We start from the raw sequence: 15,192 nt of genomic DNA on the forward strand, positions 1-15,192 counted from the left end.
GAATTTAAGAGGAATTTAATCATGGCAGCAAAAGAAGTACTTTTTGCAGGTGACGCACGTGGCAAAATGCTAACTGGCGTAAATATTTTAGCAAACGCAGTAAGAGTAACTTTAGGTCCTAAAGGCCGTAACGTTGTATTAGACAAATCATTCGGCGCGCCAGTAATCACTAAAGACGGTGTATCTGTAGCTAAAGAGATCGAGCTTGAAGACAAGTTCGAAAACATGGGCGCACAAATGGTTAAAGAAGTAGCGTCTAAAGCGAATGACGCTGCTGGTGATGGTACAACAACTGCAACAGTATTAGCGCAAGCTATCGTAAACGAAGGCTTAAAAGCAGTTGCAGCGGGTATGAACCCAATGGACCTTAAGCGCGGTATCGACAAAGCAGTTACTGCGGCAGTTGAAGAGCTTAAAGCACTTTCTGTTCCATGTGCAGACACTAAAGCAATTGCACAAGTAGGTACTATTTCTGCTAACTCTGATAAAGAAATCGGTGACATCATTGCAGAAGCAATGGAAAAAGTAGGCCGTGATTCAGGCGTTATCACTGTTGAAGAAGGTCAGTCGTTAGAAAACGAACTAGACGTAGTTGAAGGTATGCAGTTTGACCGCGGTTACCTTTCTCCATACTTCATCAACAACGCTGAAAAAGGCGCTGTAGAGCTAGACAACCCATTCATTCTGCTTGTAGACAAAAAAGTATCTAACATCCGTGAGCTACTACCTACATTAGAAGCTGTTGCTAAAGCTAGCAAGCCACTACTTATCATTGCTGAAGACCTTGAAGGTGAAGCACTTGCAACACTTGTTGTGAACAACATGCGCGGTATCGTTAAAGTATCTGCGGTTAAAGCTCCTGGTTTTGGCGACCGTCGTAAAGCAATGCTGCAAGACATCGCAGTATTAACAGGTGGTACTGTTATTTCTGAAGAAATCGGTTTAGAGCTAGAAAAAGCGACAATCGAAGACCTAGGTACAGCGAAGCGCGTTGTGATCACTAAAGATGATACAACAATCATCGACGGTGCAGGCGAAGAAGACGGCATCAATGGTCGTGTTGCACAAATCAAAGCACAAATCGAAGAAGCGACGTCTGACTACGATAAAGAGAAACTACAAGAGCGTATGGCTAAACTAGCTGGCGGTGTTGCAGTAATCAAAGTTGGCGCAGCAACTGAAATCGAAATGAAAGAGAAGAAAGACCGCGTTGAAGATGCACTACACGCAACTCGCGCAGCGGTTGAAGAAGGTGTTGTACCAGGTGGTGGTGTTGCACTAGTTCGCGTAGCAAGCAAACTTGTTGAACTTGCTGGCGACAACGAAGACCAAAGCCACGGTATTAAAGTTGCACTACGTGCGATGGAAGCACCACTTCGTCAAATCGTAACTAACGCAGGTGACGAAGCATCTGTTGTTGTTAACTCAGTAAAAGGCGGTGAAGGTAACTACGGTTACAACGCAGCATCAGGCGAGTACAACGACATGATCGAAATGGGTATCTTAGACCCAACTAAAGTAACGCGTTCTGCACTTCAGTACGCCGCTTCAATCGCGGGTCTAATGATCACAACTGAAGCAATGGTTGCTGAAATCCCGAAAGATGAGCCAGCTGCTCCAGATATGGGCGGCATGGGCGGCATGGGTGGTATGGGCGGCATGATGTAATTATTGCCCAAGCACTTCGCTTAAAAAACCCAGCTCCGGCTGGGTTTTTTGCTTTCATTTACTTACTCTTTAAATAAACAAAGAACTTCTAATTAGACAAGTCATTTGAACCTTCGGTAAATAGTAGTTTTCATAATCCTGCTTAATTTTATATTTTACATACTTGTACCTAAGTATATACTGGTGTGATTATAACTCGAATGCACCAAATACGTTCAGGATAACAATGGGTTCAGCTTTATCAAACGCCACCGAAATAGCTTGCGACAGCGATCAAAGTAATATTCATACTTTTATAAAAAATAGTACCGACCTCTTTCACTCTCGTGTAGAAAAACAACTAGGTGCTGTATTGTTCGATAAAAATATGACCCAACAATCGTATTTAAAAATTTTAATCGCAATGCATAGTAGCTACTCTATTATGGAGGGTGCTATATCAACCTTTAGTACCACAAAACAACTGCTTGTTGGCCGCAGTAAACTGAGCTGGTTAAATCAAGATATTGCTTACTTACAAGCATCTCAAGACGCACCATCTGTTAATTTTTATAAACACGATGATCTAAAAAATATCTGCAATGTGTCCCATGCATTCGGAATGATGTATGTAATGGAGGGAGCCACCATGGGTGGAGGTCACATTTATAAAGCACTTAAAAAGCATAAATGGATAAATGAGCTTGAAGGGATCCATTTTTTTTATAGTTATGGTGAGCTTAGGGAGCAAAAGTGGGCTGAGTATATCCACGCACTAAAACAGTATCATAACCAATACCCAAACTCGACAGATGACATTTTATTGGGGGCAAATGAGGCATTTAGCTTAATCTCTCAAGCACTTGGAGATATAAATTGAGCAATACATTTAAAGTCTCATTAGACAATTGTCATAAAGAACCCATTCATATTCCAGGCTCCATCCAACCGCATGGGTTTTTGCTAGTTGTTGATCCTGAAACACTCAAAATATGTTATTTCAGCGAAAATATTTTATCGCTTTTAGATACACAAAAAGATCGCTTAGTAGGCTCACATATAACTAATTTCTTTGAAGCAAATACATCTAATATCATAGAGAAAAATAAAGCTGAAAAAGACTTTCATGCTATCAACCCACTCAAGATTGAGCTAAAAGGGAAGTCGTCTGAGACCTCTATTAAAGGGGCTATTTCTCGTAACGATAAATATTTACTCATTGAACTTGAGTTTGATACAAAGAAAGAGCACTCAAGTATTGACCCGATGAATTACTTGATGAAGCAATCTCTTCACCTAATAGCTGACAAAAAAGAGCTAAGCTCATCATTCGAAACGGCAGTAGAAGAAGTCCGTAGCTTAACCGGTTTTGATCGCGTTATGCTCTATCAGTTTGACCATGAATATAATGGCCAAGTCGTAGCAGAAGCCAAAAAAGATGAGTTAAACTCATTTCTACACCAACACTTTCCTGAGTCAGATATTCCAAAGCAAGCACGCGCTTTATATTTGCGTAATCCTATAAGGTTACTTGCAGATGTTGATGCTGAAGTATCACCAATCTACCCACATGACGAGCCGGTAGATTTAAGCACATGTATAATCAGAAGTGTATCCCCCATTCATTGTCAATATTTACGCAATATGGGTGTTAAAGCATCAATGTCTATCAGTATTATTATTGCTGGTAAATTATGGGGCTTAATTGCTTGTCACCACTATACAAGCCATGTCGTCCCATTTGAAGCACGACAAGTTGCACAATATATGGGATTGATGCTCTCATATATTATATCCCTTAAAACACAATCAATCGAAGCAATTCAAGAAGCTAAAGCCACCGCCATCAGTGCAGAAATAGCAGAGCATATGTCTGAAGAAGTCTTTTTTATTGATGGCTTACGTAAACAAGTTCCAGCTTTACTCAGCATGCTAAGTGCTGATGGTGTTGCATGGCGGCTAGAAAAAGATATTGAAAGCTTTGGCGATGTACCCGCAAATGATGATATTTACCATTTATTTGAATGGTTAAAAAGCAACCACTTAGAAGATGAGCTTCTATATCATAACCATCATTTATCTAATGAGAATGCTGAATTTAATAAGTTTGCTAATATTGCTAGCGGCGTGCTAGCTATGCCTGTTTCTACTAATGAAAACCTATTTATTATGTGGTTTCGTAAAGAGGTGATTGAAACAAAAAATTGGGGAGGGAAACCTGAAAAGATAATCGAATTCCTTGACGACGGTAGTCATCGCCTTATGCCTCGTAGTTCGTTTCGTTTATGGCAAGAAAATGTACGTAATAAATGCTCACCTTGGAAGGCAAACGAAATATCTTGCGCTATAAAGTTTCGCAATCACCTGGTTAATCATGTTATCGAAAAATCTGAGCGCCTTAAAAAGTTAAACGACTTACTAGAAACTAAAGTTAATGAGCGAACCGCCGCTTTAAAGTCGGAAATACTCACTCGACAACAGGCTGAGCTAGACCTTGAAATCGCACTTAGAAAATCTGAAGAGTCTAACAAAGAGTTAGAACGTTTTGCTTTTGTTGCGTCTCATGATTTACAGGAGCCCTTACGAAAAATACAGATGTTCGGCGATCGCCTACAAAACTCTAAAGAACTAATTGGGGAAAGAAACGCTTCTTATATCTCACGTATGATGGACTCTGCTGAAAGAATGCAAAAACTTATCAAAGGAGTATTGAGCTTTTCTAGAATCAATCGAAAAGGCGAAGAGTTTCGTAGCTTTTCAGCACAAGATGTTTTTGATGATATTCTTGATGACCTTGAGCTAATTATAGCTGATAAGTCAGCGATGTTTCATATAGAAGATATCGGTGAAATCTATGGTGATAAACGACAAATCCAGCGTTTATTTCAAAACTTAATTCTTAATGCGCTTAAATTTAGTCACCCACATCAACCACCCATCATAGGGATTAAGTCAGTTGAGCGAACAGACGAGCATATTGTTATCGCTGTCATTGATAATGGAATAGGTTTTAATAACGAGTTTAAAGACAGAATCTTTAACCTTTTTGAACGGGTTCACTCTAAACAAGCATACGAAGGAACAGGGTTAGGCTTGGCTATTTGTAAGAAAATAGTAGAACGGCACCATGGAACAATTACAGCAGAAGCAAATATCAATGAAGGCTCTCAGTTTTACGTTAACTTACCACTAAGAGACATAAAACTAAGTCAGCTTTAGTTGTTACCGCTACGATTGTGGCGGTAACAGTCTACTAATATGCTCTTTAAGTTGTCTAATTTCATTTTCAATAGACTGGAAACGCTGACTTTGAATCTGTGAATCTTGATCTGTTATTGAACTTATTTTTGCTTTTACACGCCAGATTTCTAGAATATCACTTCCCTGAATTGAATATGTTTTGTACTCAGGGTTATCACTCTTAAATAAGTAACTGATAGGGTCTGTGTTATGGCTAAAGAGACGTTTAGCTACAATGCCATCTTTAGTGACAACAACACATACCGAACCATTCTCTAACTGCTTAATATCCTTGACCTGCTCAGTGATCAGCGTTTCTCTAGGGCGGATAGTTGGCATCATACTATCGCCTTCAACTTCGAATAGACGATAATTACCATTTTCAAACCCTGGGATTTTATAAACATCCAGAGTTTTAATATAGCCTTCATCACTACACTGTTCTATATATCCAGCGTGAGCTTCTTCATTAACAAGTGGGATAAATGAAGTCTCTAAGGCTTTTTGATAACTCTGAAAGTTCGATTCATCATACCCCTCAATACCTAAAATAAGCCAGTTACAATCGACATTAAACACTTGGCTGATTTTAGTGATAGTACTGAGAGACAGGGTCGACTTGCCAGCCTCCAACTGTGATAACGCCCCCTGAGTTATACCTATTTTATCGGCAAACTCTTGTTGAGAAAGGTTCAAATTTTCGCGTAGAGCTGTCACTCTGTTCGTACTAGTATGATTTAATGACATTAGATTATTAATAAACTTATGTTTGTATTATGGGTATAAGAAAGTTAATATAACACTTGCTTAACTAAAGTATATACTACTCAAGTAACTAATTATTTAATTTGTTGTTTTTATTAAAAAGTATCTACATGGAATAGGTGAGCTACATTTGATGAAATCAGGAGCTAGTAATGTTTAACGACAAATTATTTACCAAAAAATTACGCTCTGTGAGCTATATTTTAGTTGCGGATGATGATCTCGATGATCAAGAGCTCATCCGAGATGCCCTTGTTGAAAACAATGTCGATGAAAATAAAATTCAATTTGTTGATGACGGCATGCAATTACTTGAGTCGCTAGATAAAAACAAAATTCTACCTAGCCTTATTCTGTTAGATCTAAACATGCCACGAAAGGGTGGAAAAGAAGCGCTAGTTGAACTAAAAAAATCGGAGCTTTACCGCCATATCCCCATCATTATTTTTACAACTTCTGATTCAGAAATTGACATTAAGCAATGTTATAGCTTAGGTACGAACGCCTTTATGACCAAGCCTTCTAGCTATTATGATTTAGTTGATTCAATGAAAATGCTCACTCAATACTGGCTTGTTCAAGCTAGGATAGTGTTAGACTAAGGCGAAACATTTCGCCTTACAGACCCTAATTAGTGCTACTTGCCAACTCTTTTATCAACCTCCTTACAACGATAAATAAATCACTCGGTAACATGCCTCTTTCGCCTTCACGTTCTGCGGCAATATCTCCGGCTTTTGCATGTAAGATTACGCCCAAGCAAGCTGCTTGCTGAGGAGTAAGCCCCTGTGCGATCAATGCCGCTATGATACCTGTTAATACATCGCCACTGCCGCCAACCGCAAGTGCAGGGTTACCGTCGGTACACACCCATGTTTGGTTATTATCAGCAATTAAACTGCCAGCACCTTTGAGTACACAAGTAGTGGTATAGCTTCGTGCGAGCTGCTTTACTGCATGAAAGCGATTTTCTTCAATATCGCTAGCGCGACAGTTAAGTAACCTTGCAGCCTCACCGGGGTGTGGTGTGATAACTGTATTAGCTAATGGGAATGACGAAGCATGCTGAGCCATTAAATTAAGTGCATCTGCATCAATAACCAGTGGCTTGTTATTAGTAAAGCAATACTGCATTACTGCTTCAAAGGTTGTTTCCGACCAAGTGTCTTGACCAAGTCCAGGGCCAATAGCAACACAGGTTGCCCACTCTAGGGCGCTAATCAGGTTTGTATCTGTCACCATTAGTTCTGGCCGGCCAATACTCACTGGTAGAATAGAGCTACTATGGGTATACACTTTGACCATACCCGCACCGGTGCGAAGCGCTGCCTCTGCAGTTAAACGAATAGCGCCTGCAGTGCCGGCATTACCACCAACACACAGCAATTTACCATGGCTGGTTTTATGGCTGTTGTTATCGCGCTCAGGAAGCCTAGCTTGGTTCAGATAATTGATAAGCTCAGCCGTGGGTGATGTCTGTTTTAAAAAGGCATCTTCAATACCTAAATCATTGAACTCTAATGTCCCTGCATGTGCCCGACCTTGCCCTGTCACTAAACCTTGCTTAACCCCCACAAAAGTCACAGTGAGTGCGGCTTTTATTGCGACTCCTTGTACGGCACCTGTGTCGGCATGTATGCCTGAGGGGAGATCAATAGCAACTATCGGCACTTGGCTTTCGTTAGCTGCTTTAATCAAGGTTGAATAGGGCTCGCGCACTTTGCTTTGGATACCAGTGCCAAGCAGGCCATCAATAATAATATCTGCTTGCTCAATAGCACTGGCATCAGCGGTTATTGCTCCTCCGGCGTCAAGCCAAGCTTGCTGAGCACTGAGCGCATCACCTTTAAGAGGTTTATCAGATATTGCTGCAATAACCGTAACCTGTTTGCCCGCTTGTTTAGCTAAGCGAGCAACAACATAACCATCACCGGCATTGTTACCAACGCCCGCTAACACAACGAATGTACTTGCTTTAGGAAAATAGCTGATAGCTTGCTGATAAGTCGCCTGCCCTGCTCGCTCCATAAGCTCATACAAGGTAACGCCAGAGCGCTTAGCTGCGGGTCCTTCATGGTCACGAACTTGCTCTGCTAAAAATACTGACTGCGAGAGAACAACTGACATATCTATCCTTAAATTGGCCTTTTAATCAGCATATAAGTACAGATGAGTGCAGTCAATGAGGCATAAAAAAACGGCGCGTAACTTACATTACGCGCCGTTTTTTTAAAGCTATAGTGACTTACTCAGTGTCTGGTAAGTTGCGACCGTAGAAGATTTCTTGCATCTCGCGGGTCAGCTTAGAGTAGATAACTTCTTCTTCTTCTTCCGAAAGATCTGCTGTAGAAACACCGAATAGGTAAGTATTCAAGTCAGTTTCTTTTAACATCATCTTCGTGTGGAACAAGTTCTCTTGATACACGTTCACGTCCATCATTTGGTACGCTTCTTTGGTATCTTCAGTCATGTAGTTCTGAATTGAGTTAATCGCGTGATCGATATAGTGTTTTACACCATCAACGTCACGAGTAAAACCACGTACGCGGTAGTCAATTGTTACAACATCAGACTCAAGGCTGTGAATTAAGAAGTTTAACGCTTTTAATGGCGAAATAATGCCACACGTTGATACTTCGATATCAGCACGGAACGTACAAATACCATCATCAGGGTGTGCTTCTGGGTATGTGTGAACACAAATGTGGCTCTTGTCTAAGTGTGCTACCACTGTTTCAGGAAGAGGACCCGGCGCTTCATCAACGTCATACGTTGTTTGTTGCTCAATTGGCTCTTCAGAGATCAAGATTGTTACGCTGGCGCCTTGCGGATCATAATCTTGGCGAGAAACATTTAGAATGTTTGCGCCAATAATATCCACAACTTCACCTAAAATATCGGTAAGGCGATCAGCACTGTACTGTTCGTCGATATATTCAATATATTCTTTACGCTGTTGTTCCGTCTTTGCGTAACAAATATCGTAAATACTAAAACTTAAGCTCTTAGTTAAGTTATTAAAGCCATGAAGCTTAATTTTATCGAAGGGTTTATTCATGCTAAACCAACCTTAAAACGAGTGAAACCTGCACCAGCAGAAATAAAAGTTCGCGGATTTTATACGAATTTCCTGCTCGGAAAAAGCGTTATTTTACCTGTTCTTGCACAACTTCATGACTATGCGTAATTTCTACTGTCTTATCAAGCATTAAGGCTACAGAACAATACTTTTCAGCAGATAATTGTACCGCTCTTGCAAGGTGCTTTTCAGAGACATTATCACCGGTAACCACAAAGTGTAGATTAATCTTGGTAAACACGCGAGGTGCTGACTCAGCACGCTCTGCAGATAGCTTAACTTGCACATCAGAAAATGACTGTTTTGCTTTTTTTAAAATACTAACAACATCAACAGATGAACAACAACCCGCTGACATTAAAACCATTTCCATTGGGCTTGGCGCAGCGCTATCGCTACCTGCATCAAAAACTACATTGTGACCTGAATTTGAAAGGCCAATAAACGTATCGCCTTCTACCCATTTTACATTCGCTTGCATGTGCTTTATCTCTTAAAGTTATTTTGCTTGATTGTAAGCAAGTCACACACAGATGCAAGGGATAAGAGGTGAGCTTTAAAGGAAAGCGAGTTACAAACTTTGAGCTGCTCGCTTAAAGACTAGAAATTGTGTTGTGCTTTATAAGTTAGGCACTTTCGACAACAGCACTATCGAATAAGTTTTTCACTAATCCAGCAAACTCATCAATAAACGCGTGTTGTTCAACGGTTACTGTGTGATTTGTAACGCTGCTCAGCACTTCTTGTAAGTCATATACGATACCGTCGACTTCGCGAACAATTTGGCTGCGTTGTTCAGTATTAAGCTCTGTGTGTTGCTCGCAAAGTAACATGACATTTTCTGCTATCACGTCTTCAATCAGCTCTAACACTGTTGGAGCTCCTGGTTTAATTTGACCCGGCTTCTCAAAAAGCGCTAAATTTTGAGTGAGATACATGACAAGATCATCGTACCCTTGCCTATCTAAAACCATACGACTGCACACCTAATAAAAAACTATCTCTTTAGATTTAAGCAGAAAGCGCTTTTAATTGCTACCTTTGCCAAGCATCTCATACAAAAAAAGCAGCCGAAGCTGCTTTTTATAATAATTTACGATTATTAATCGATTTTTAAGCCTGGGCTTAATGTCGCTGGCATTGCTACTTTTTCAAGCTCTACCGAAGCGACAGGGTATGCACAATAGTCAGCAGCATAATATGCGCTTGCTCTGTGGTTACCTGATGCACCAATACCACCAAATGGTGCTGCACTTGATGCACCTGTGATAGGACGGTTCCAGTTTACGATACCTGCGCGAATACGACGTAGGAAATGGTCGTAATCTGCTGCGCTGTCGCTTAATAAACCAGCTGATAAGCCAAAGCTTGTGTCATTCGCTTTATCAATAGCGGCATCAAAATCAGTGAAACGGAATACTTTAAGCAGTGGTCCAAAGTGCTCTTCGTCTGGGAAGTTAGCGACATTTGTACACTCTAAAATACCCGGTGTCACAAAGCCGGTATTTTCTTTGTGCGTTAGCTCAACTAACACTTCAGCGCCAAGCTCAACAAGTTGCTGTTGTGCTGTGACCATACCAGCTGCTGCTGCTGAAGAAATCATTGACCCGATGAAAGGTTGCTCTTCTGCGTCGTAGTCACCGACTTTAATAGCTTTAGTTGCTTTAATAAGACCCGCTAAGATGGCATCACCTTGCTCGCCTGCAGGTAAGAATAACTTACGCGCACACGTACAACGTTGACCTGTAGAGATAAACGCTGATTGAATAATATCGTGGATAGCCGCTTTAGTGTCAGCAACATCAGTAACGATAAGCGGGTTATTACCACCCATTTCTAAAGCTAAGATTTTACCCGGTTGACCAGCAAACTGCTCATGTAAAATATGACCAGTGCGCGAAGAGCCAGTAAAGAATAAACCGTCGATCCCTTTATGAGATGCAAGCGCTTTACCCGTTTCTACTTCACCTTGCACAAGGTTGATTACACCTGCAGGGAGACCCGCCTTTTGCCATAACTTTAACGTTAACTCAGCAACTGCTGGCGTTAGCTCAGACGGTTTAAATACCACGGTATTGCCTGCTAATAGTGCAGGTACAATGTGACCATTTGGCAAGTGACCAGGGAAGTTATAAGGGCCAAACACAGCTACAACACCATGCGGCTTGTGGCGGATCATCGCACGACCTTGTGGCATTGGGTTTTCAACATCGCCTGTACGCTCTAAAAATGCTTTTTCAGAGATAGCAATTTTACCCACCATCGCACCTGCTTCAGTGCGTGTTTCCCAAAGTGGTTTACCTGTTTCTTGTGCGATAGCAATCGCTAATTCTTCGCTGTGCTCTTTCAGTGTTTCTGCGAATGTTTTTACAATCGCTAAACGCTCTGCAAATGTTTTATCAGCCCAGCTGTAAAACGCTTCACGTGCAGCAGCGACTGCGCCGTCTACTTGTTCTGCGGTGGCAGTGTTTGCTTGCCAGATTACATCGTTATTTGCTGGGTTTACAGACTGAAAAGTATGACCAAGGCCTGCTTGCCATTGACCATTAATAAATTGCGCTGCATGAGTCATTAATATGTCTCCTGAATTCTATAGTTCTGCAAGTGATACTGAATCACCCGCTTCTAAGTGAAGTGCTTTTGCTAGTTCACTTGAGATTGTGATGCTATCGGCATCGCATGATAGGCTAACTTGAGTCACGGTTGCTCTAAAATCAGCAATTTTATCATTTGCTAACAATACCGTGGTGTCGCCATGGCTTTCACCAATTTCAACTTTAACTGTGTGGGCATTTCTGACTGTAGCAATGTTATCTACCTTTGCTTCAACAGTTGGGCCTGCATCAAAAATGTCTACATAACCATTAAAGGTGAAACCTTCGCTCTTTAATAGTTCAATCGCAGGGCGTGTGTTGTCATGTACTTGACCAATCACAGCTTGTGCATCTTTGCTCAGTAAGTTGACGTAAATTGGGTATTTAGGCATTAACTCAGCAATAAATACTTTCTGGCCAATACCCGTTAAGTAATCTGCCGTTGGAAAGTCCATTGAGAAAAAGTGCTCTTCTAGCCATTGCCAGAATGGGCTTTCGCCGCTTTCGTCTGACACACCACGCATTTCAGCAATGACGGTGTCAGCAAAACGCTCTCTATGTTGATTAATAAACATAAAACGCGCTTTTGAAAGCAATTTACCGTTATTGTTTTTACGGTAGCCATCTTTTAAGAATAATGTACATAGCTCAGTTGCACCGGTGTAATCATTACACAGGGTTAAAATATCAACGGCTTTATACACGTCTAGCGTACGAGAAGAATGAATTACTTTGCTTAAATGATAATGATAAAAAGCATCATCTAAACCAACAGCGGCTTCAATACCCGAAGTCCCTACAACTTCACCCGTTTCGCTATCTTCAAGAACAAACAAGTAACCTTCATCACCTGGCTGCTGTGCTGCTTTTGCAAATGAGCTGACAGAATGATCAATTTTCTTTTGTAATAACTCTTCATTATTAGGCAAAGACGTAAAGCCATGGCCTGACTCAACAGCAATCTTTACTAACGCTTGGTAATCGCTTTGCTGGATTGGGCGAAGGATCATCATAAGTCCGCTTGCTCCCTTATAAATAACGGTAAATTAAGAAATGTGGGCAAGCTTAACTTGCCCTGAAATGACTGTTTCGTTTAGCCGTTAACGACTTTTGCAACTGCTTTTTCGAAACGAGCCATACCTTCGCGGATATCAGCTTCTGGAATTACAAGTGACGGAGTGAAACGAACAACATCAGCGCCAGCCACTAAAGACATAACGCCTTCTGCAGTACCAGCTACTAAAAACTCTTTTGCACGACCTTTGAATTGCTCTGTTACTACAGCACCAATTAATAGACCTTCGCCACGGATTTCAGTGAATACATTGTACTTTTCGTTAATCGCAGTTAGTAACTCGCGGAATAACGCTGACTTTTCTTTAACGCCGTTAAGTACATCAGGAGTATTTACTGTGTCGAATGCAGCTTCTGCTACTGCACACGCAAGTGGGTTACCACCGTAAGTAGAACCATGAGTACCTACTTTTAAGTGCTTAGCGATATCAGTTGTGGTGATCATCGCACCGATAGGGAAACCACCACCTAACGCTTTTGCAGTCGTTAAGATATCAGGAGTTACATTTAGACCTTGATAAGCATAAAGCTCGCCCGTACGACCAACACCTGTTTGTACTTCATCAAAGATAAGTAGTGCATTGTGCTTTGTACATAACTCACGAACACCTTCAACAAACTCAGCAGTTGGAGAAATGATACCCCCTTCACCTTGTAGAGGCTCCATCATTACTGCACATGTGCTGTCTGAGATAAGCGCTTCAAATGCTGCTAAATCGTTGTAGTCACAGTGAACGATATCACCAGGTTTTGGACCAAAACCATCAGAGTATGCAGCTTGACCGCCTACTGTTACTGTGAAGAAGGTACGGCCGTGGAAACCTTTGTTGAATGAGATAATTTGTGACTTTTGCTCACCAAAGTTATCAAGTGCAAAACGGCGTGCAAGTTTAAGTGCCGCTTCGTTAGCTTCTGCACCAGAATTAGCAAAATATACTTTTTCAGCGAACGTTGCGTCAGTTAGCTTTTTAGCTAAGCGAAGCGCTGGTTCATTAGTCATTACATTTGATAAGTGCCAAATTTTTTCGCCTTGCTCTTTTAATGCACTTACAAGAGCTGGGTGACAATGGCCAAGACAGTTAACAGCAATACCACCCGCAAAATCGATAAATTCGCGACCTTCTTGGTCCCATACGCGAGAGCCTTCGCCTCGAACTGGAATAACACTTGATGGTGCATAGTTAGGAACCATTACTTGATCAAATAATTCGCGATTGACTGTCATTTTATATCCTCATAATTGTAAGCACACTCAGAGTAAGGTGGCGCTCTAAAGCTAAACTAAGCCATTTTACTTAGCCGATTGAGCTTAGCGCAAAATCACCAAAATTACTCTTTGGTTCAATTTTCATTCATCCATTATTCCAGAAAATTTTCATCCTGTCTCTTAGAAAACTTTCATGTAACCCTTGAAAATAAAGGGCTTGAGATATTTTTTCATGGATAGTGAATAACTATTTGAAGGCTACTTTTTGTTCTAAATACTACAAAAAGGCGTACGGCTAGTGAGCCAAGCAGAGGCTAAAGAGAAAAAATTTGTCGCTGCGGATTGATAAACAATGAATGAATAGTCGCAAAAAAATTAACAATTTTTTTAATTAATTTGAATATGAAAGCGATCAAAATTGCATTTTGCTAGCTGATCAAGCTCTTCTTTAGTGAAATCGAAGTGTGCAAACCAACGTTCGGTTTCGTCATTTTCGACTAGTTGATGCTCATTTAAACTTAAATACTGAGCGTAACAACGGGCTTTTAAAATCACCTTGGTAAGCGGCAAATACTCATCGTTTTTAGCTAAAGGTGTAGTTAACTGCTGCATTACCGCATTAAATGGCAAATACCTAAAAGCCATTTTCTCAATTACGGTGGCTGTTACCTTCATCGACTGCTTATTTAGCAAGGTGCTTAAAAATAAAGGATCCGGTTTTAGCTCTAATAAAGCTGTGTGTAGATCTTTCTTTTGCTCATCACGGGCTTTCGTTACTTGGCGCTGCCAAACTAACTCAAAAATACGAAGGTATATACGTACTAGCGCTATCTTACCCACGTCGAGTAGCATACCTAAGGTAAACGCGTGCACCTCATTTACACCATTTAATTTAGCAAGTTCTTGAGCAGCAATGGCACACGCCATTGAGTTATCACGAAGTCGACGCTTTAGTAGTGGAAATGGCTCTGTACTGTGTGGCATCCAATGACGTACCGCAAAGGTTGGCACGACAAACTTTAAGTTATCTAAACCAATGTAGCGAAGCGCTAACAGTGGGTTATCGACTTGAACTGAAGTGTGTTTATTACGTTGTTTTCGATAGAAAGGTAAATTCACAAACGCAACGAGCTCACGACCTAACCAACTCAAATCTTTAACTAACGGCTCTAGTCGACCTACTGAGGCCGAACGCACAGCTAAAATATCTAAAATAGCAGGTACGCTATCTTGAATCCCTATAGTTTCATGAATTACTGAATCAATGTCTTCAAGCTGCTTATGCATGGCAGCCTCAATCACTTGGTGTAATTGCTTGCTCGCCTGTGCACGGTATTTATGGTGAGCTGTACTGCTCTTTTGACGTTTTTTCTCAGCAGCAACTTCTACTTCTAATAGAGTTCGCTGTTCCATTGATTCGCCATAATCAATTTCGAGGGTGTGAATATAGCCAATTTGACGCTGTGCAAAACTGTGACCAAGCAAAAGATCGTGCGCGCGCTCATTAAGCACCATCGCAGTCCTTTGTTGTCGGTTTTCTTCGGTCATTTGCACAGGCGTATTGTCGGTCATATTTGTTAATTCAC

Annotated in this window: 13 protein-coding genes; 4 read left to right on the plus strand and 9 right to left on the minus strand. The window is 41.0% G+C overall.

The features are described 5' to 3' along the window. Nucleotides 1-21 precede the first annotated feature (21 nt). The 3 genes from groL to WA256_RS15150 all read left to right on the plus strand — a co-directional run bounded on the left by groL (nucleotide 22) and on the right by WA256_RS15150 (nucleotide 4,866). On the plus strand, nucleotides 22-1,668 hold the full coding sequence (gene groL / locus WA256_RS15140; RefSeq protein ID WP_062566647.1) for a chaperonin GroEL: 1,647 nt from the start codon (nucleotides 22-24) through the stop codon (nucleotides 1,666-1,668). A 226-nt stretch (nucleotides 1,669-1,894) separates the two neighbouring features. Further along, complete coding sequence (locus tag WA256_RS15145) at nucleotides 1,895-2,527, plus strand: biliverdin-producing heme oxygenase (protein ID WP_248529526.1); 633 nt, start codon at nucleotides 1,895-1,897, stop codon at nucleotides 2,525-2,527. Next, nucleotides 2,524-4,866: an ATP-binding protein gene (locus tag WA256_RS15150; protein ID WP_130167207.1), complete on the plus strand. Its 2,343-nt coding sequence runs from the start codon at nucleotides 2,524-2,526 to the stop codon at nucleotides 4,864-4,866. Before WA256_RS15145 ends, WA256_RS15150 begins: the two co-directional genes overlap by 4 nt. 9 nt (nucleotides 4,867-4,875) lie before the next feature. Here the strand turns inward: WA256_RS15150 and WA256_RS15155 are convergent, their stop codons facing one another. Beyond that, the gene (locus WA256_RS15155; RefSeq protein ID WP_165385106.1) at nucleotides 4,876-5,604 is read right to left on the minus strand and encodes an XRE family transcriptional regulator; all 729 of its coding nucleotides are present in this window, start codon (nucleotides 5,602-5,604) and stop codon (nucleotides 4,876-4,878) included. Nucleotides 5,605-5,804: 200 nt separating this feature from the next. Here WA256_RS15155 and WA256_RS15160 point away from each other — a divergent pair, with 200 nt between their 5' ends. Beyond that, the gene (locus WA256_RS15160) at nucleotides 5,805-6,254 is read left to right on the plus strand and encodes a response regulator (RefSeq protein ID WP_130167205.1); all 450 of its coding nucleotides are present in this window, start codon (nucleotides 5,805-5,807) and stop codon (nucleotides 6,252-6,254) included. Nucleotides 6,255-6,279: 25 nt separating this feature from the next. Here WA256_RS15160 and WA256_RS15165 read toward each other — a convergent pair whose 3' ends face one another. The 8 genes from WA256_RS15165 to WA256_RS15200 form a co-directional block, all read right to left on the minus strand. Next, the gene (locus WA256_RS15165; RefSeq protein ID WP_335992559.1) at nucleotides 6,280-7,779 is read right to left on the minus strand and encodes an NAD(P)H-hydrate dehydratase; all 1,500 of its coding nucleotides are present in this window, start codon (nucleotides 7,777-7,779) and stop codon (nucleotides 6,280-6,282) included. A 118-nt stretch (nucleotides 7,780-7,897) separates the two neighbouring features. Further along, nucleotides 7,898-8,710: an adenosylmethionine decarboxylase gene (speD, locus tag WA256_RS15170; RefSeq protein WP_054552422.1), complete on the minus strand. Its 813-nt coding sequence runs from the start codon at nucleotides 8,708-8,710 to the stop codon at nucleotides 7,898-7,900. Between the two features lie 88 nt (nucleotides 8,711-8,798). Next, nucleotides 8,799-9,212 carry an OsmC family protein gene (locus tag WA256_RS15175; RefSeq protein ID WP_055020887.1) on the minus strand — a complete coding sequence of 138 codons (414 nt, stop codon included), beginning with the start codon at nucleotides 9,210-9,212 and terminating at the stop codon, nucleotides 8,799-8,801. A gap of 145 nt (nucleotides 9,213-9,357) precedes the next feature. Continuing rightward, the gene (locus WA256_RS15180; protein ID WP_054563480.1) at nucleotides 9,358-9,705 is read right to left on the minus strand and encodes a DUF3802 family protein; all 348 of its coding nucleotides are present in this window, start codon (nucleotides 9,703-9,705) and stop codon (nucleotides 9,358-9,360) included. Nucleotides 9,706-9,833: 128 nt separating this feature from the next. After that, nucleotides 9,834-11,303 (minus strand): succinylglutamate-semialdehyde dehydrogenase, encoded by a 1,470-nt coding sequence (astD, locus tag WA256_RS15185; protein ID WP_062566651.1) that lies wholly within the window; start codon nucleotides 11,301-11,303, stop codon nucleotides 9,834-9,836. Between the two features lie 18 nt (nucleotides 11,304-11,321). Continuing rightward, nucleotides 11,322-12,338, minus strand: coding sequence for an arginine N-succinyltransferase (gene astA, locus WA256_RS15190; RefSeq protein WP_063529878.1), 1,017 nt, complete (start codon nucleotides 12,336-12,338; stop codon nucleotides 11,322-11,324). Nucleotides 12,339-12,418: 80 nt separating this feature from the next. Continuing rightward, on the minus strand, nucleotides 12,419-13,624 hold the full coding sequence (locus WA256_RS15195) for an aspartate aminotransferase family protein (RefSeq protein WP_054563477.1): 1,206 nt from the start codon (nucleotides 13,622-13,624) through the stop codon (nucleotides 12,419-12,421). Nucleotides 13,625-13,993: 369 nt separating this feature from the next. Further along, entirely contained in the window at nucleotides 13,994-15,154 is a 1,161-nt protein-coding gene (locus tag WA256_RS15200) for an HDOD domain-containing protein (RefSeq protein ID WP_058584015.1), read from the minus strand. Between the last annotated feature and the right edge of the window lie 38 nt (nucleotides 15,155-15,192).

The organism is Pseudoalteromonas sp. CH_XMU1449-3, assembly GCF_037027245.1.
Lineage (GTDB): Bacteria > Pseudomonadota > Gammaproteobacteria > Enterobacterales > Alteromonadaceae > Pseudoalteromonas > Pseudoalteromonas shioyasakiensis.

Excerpts from the sequence above, each read along its gene's own strand:
- groL (WP_062566647.1), top strand. The coding sequence starts at position 22 with ATGGCAGCAAAAGAAGTACTTTTTGCAGGTGACGCACGTGGCAAAATG.
- WA256_RS15145 (WP_248529526.1), top strand. The coding sequence starts at position 1,895 with ATGGGTTCAGCTTTATCAAACGCCACCGAAATAGCTTGCGACAGCGAT.
- WA256_RS15160 (WP_130167205.1), top strand. The coding sequence starts at position 5,805 with ATGTTTAACGACAAATTATTTACCAAAAAATTACGCTCTGTGAGCTAT.
- WA256_RS15165 (WP_335992559.1), bottom strand. The coding sequence starts at position 7,779 with ATGTCAGTTGTTCTCTCGCAGTCAGTATTTTTAGCAGAGCAAGTTCGT.
- speD (WP_054552422.1), bottom strand. The coding sequence starts at position 8,710 with ATGAATAAACCCTTCGATAAAATTAAGCTTCATGGCTTTAATAACTTA.
- WA256_RS15175 (WP_055020887.1), bottom strand. The coding sequence starts at position 9,212 with ATGCAAGCGAATGTAAAATGGGTAGAAGGCGATACGTTTATTGGCCTT.
- WA256_RS15180 (WP_054563480.1), bottom strand. The coding sequence starts at position 9,705 with ATGGTTTTAGATAGGCAAGGGTACGATGATCTTGTCATGTATCTCACT.
- astD (WP_062566651.1), bottom strand. The coding sequence starts at position 11,303 with ATGACTCATGCAGCGCAATTTATTAATGGTCAATGGCAAGCAGGCCTT.
- astA (WP_063529878.1), bottom strand. The coding sequence starts at position 12,338 with ATGATGATCCTTCGCCCAATCCAGCAAAGCGATTACCAAGCGTTAGTA.
- WA256_RS15195 (WP_054563477.1), bottom strand. The coding sequence starts at position 13,624 with ATGACAGTCAATCGCGAATTATTTGATCAAGTAATGGTTCCTAACTAT.
- WA256_RS15200 (WP_058584015.1), bottom strand. The coding sequence starts at position 15,154 with ATGACCGAAGAAAACCGACAACAAAGGACTGCGATGGTGCTTAATGAG.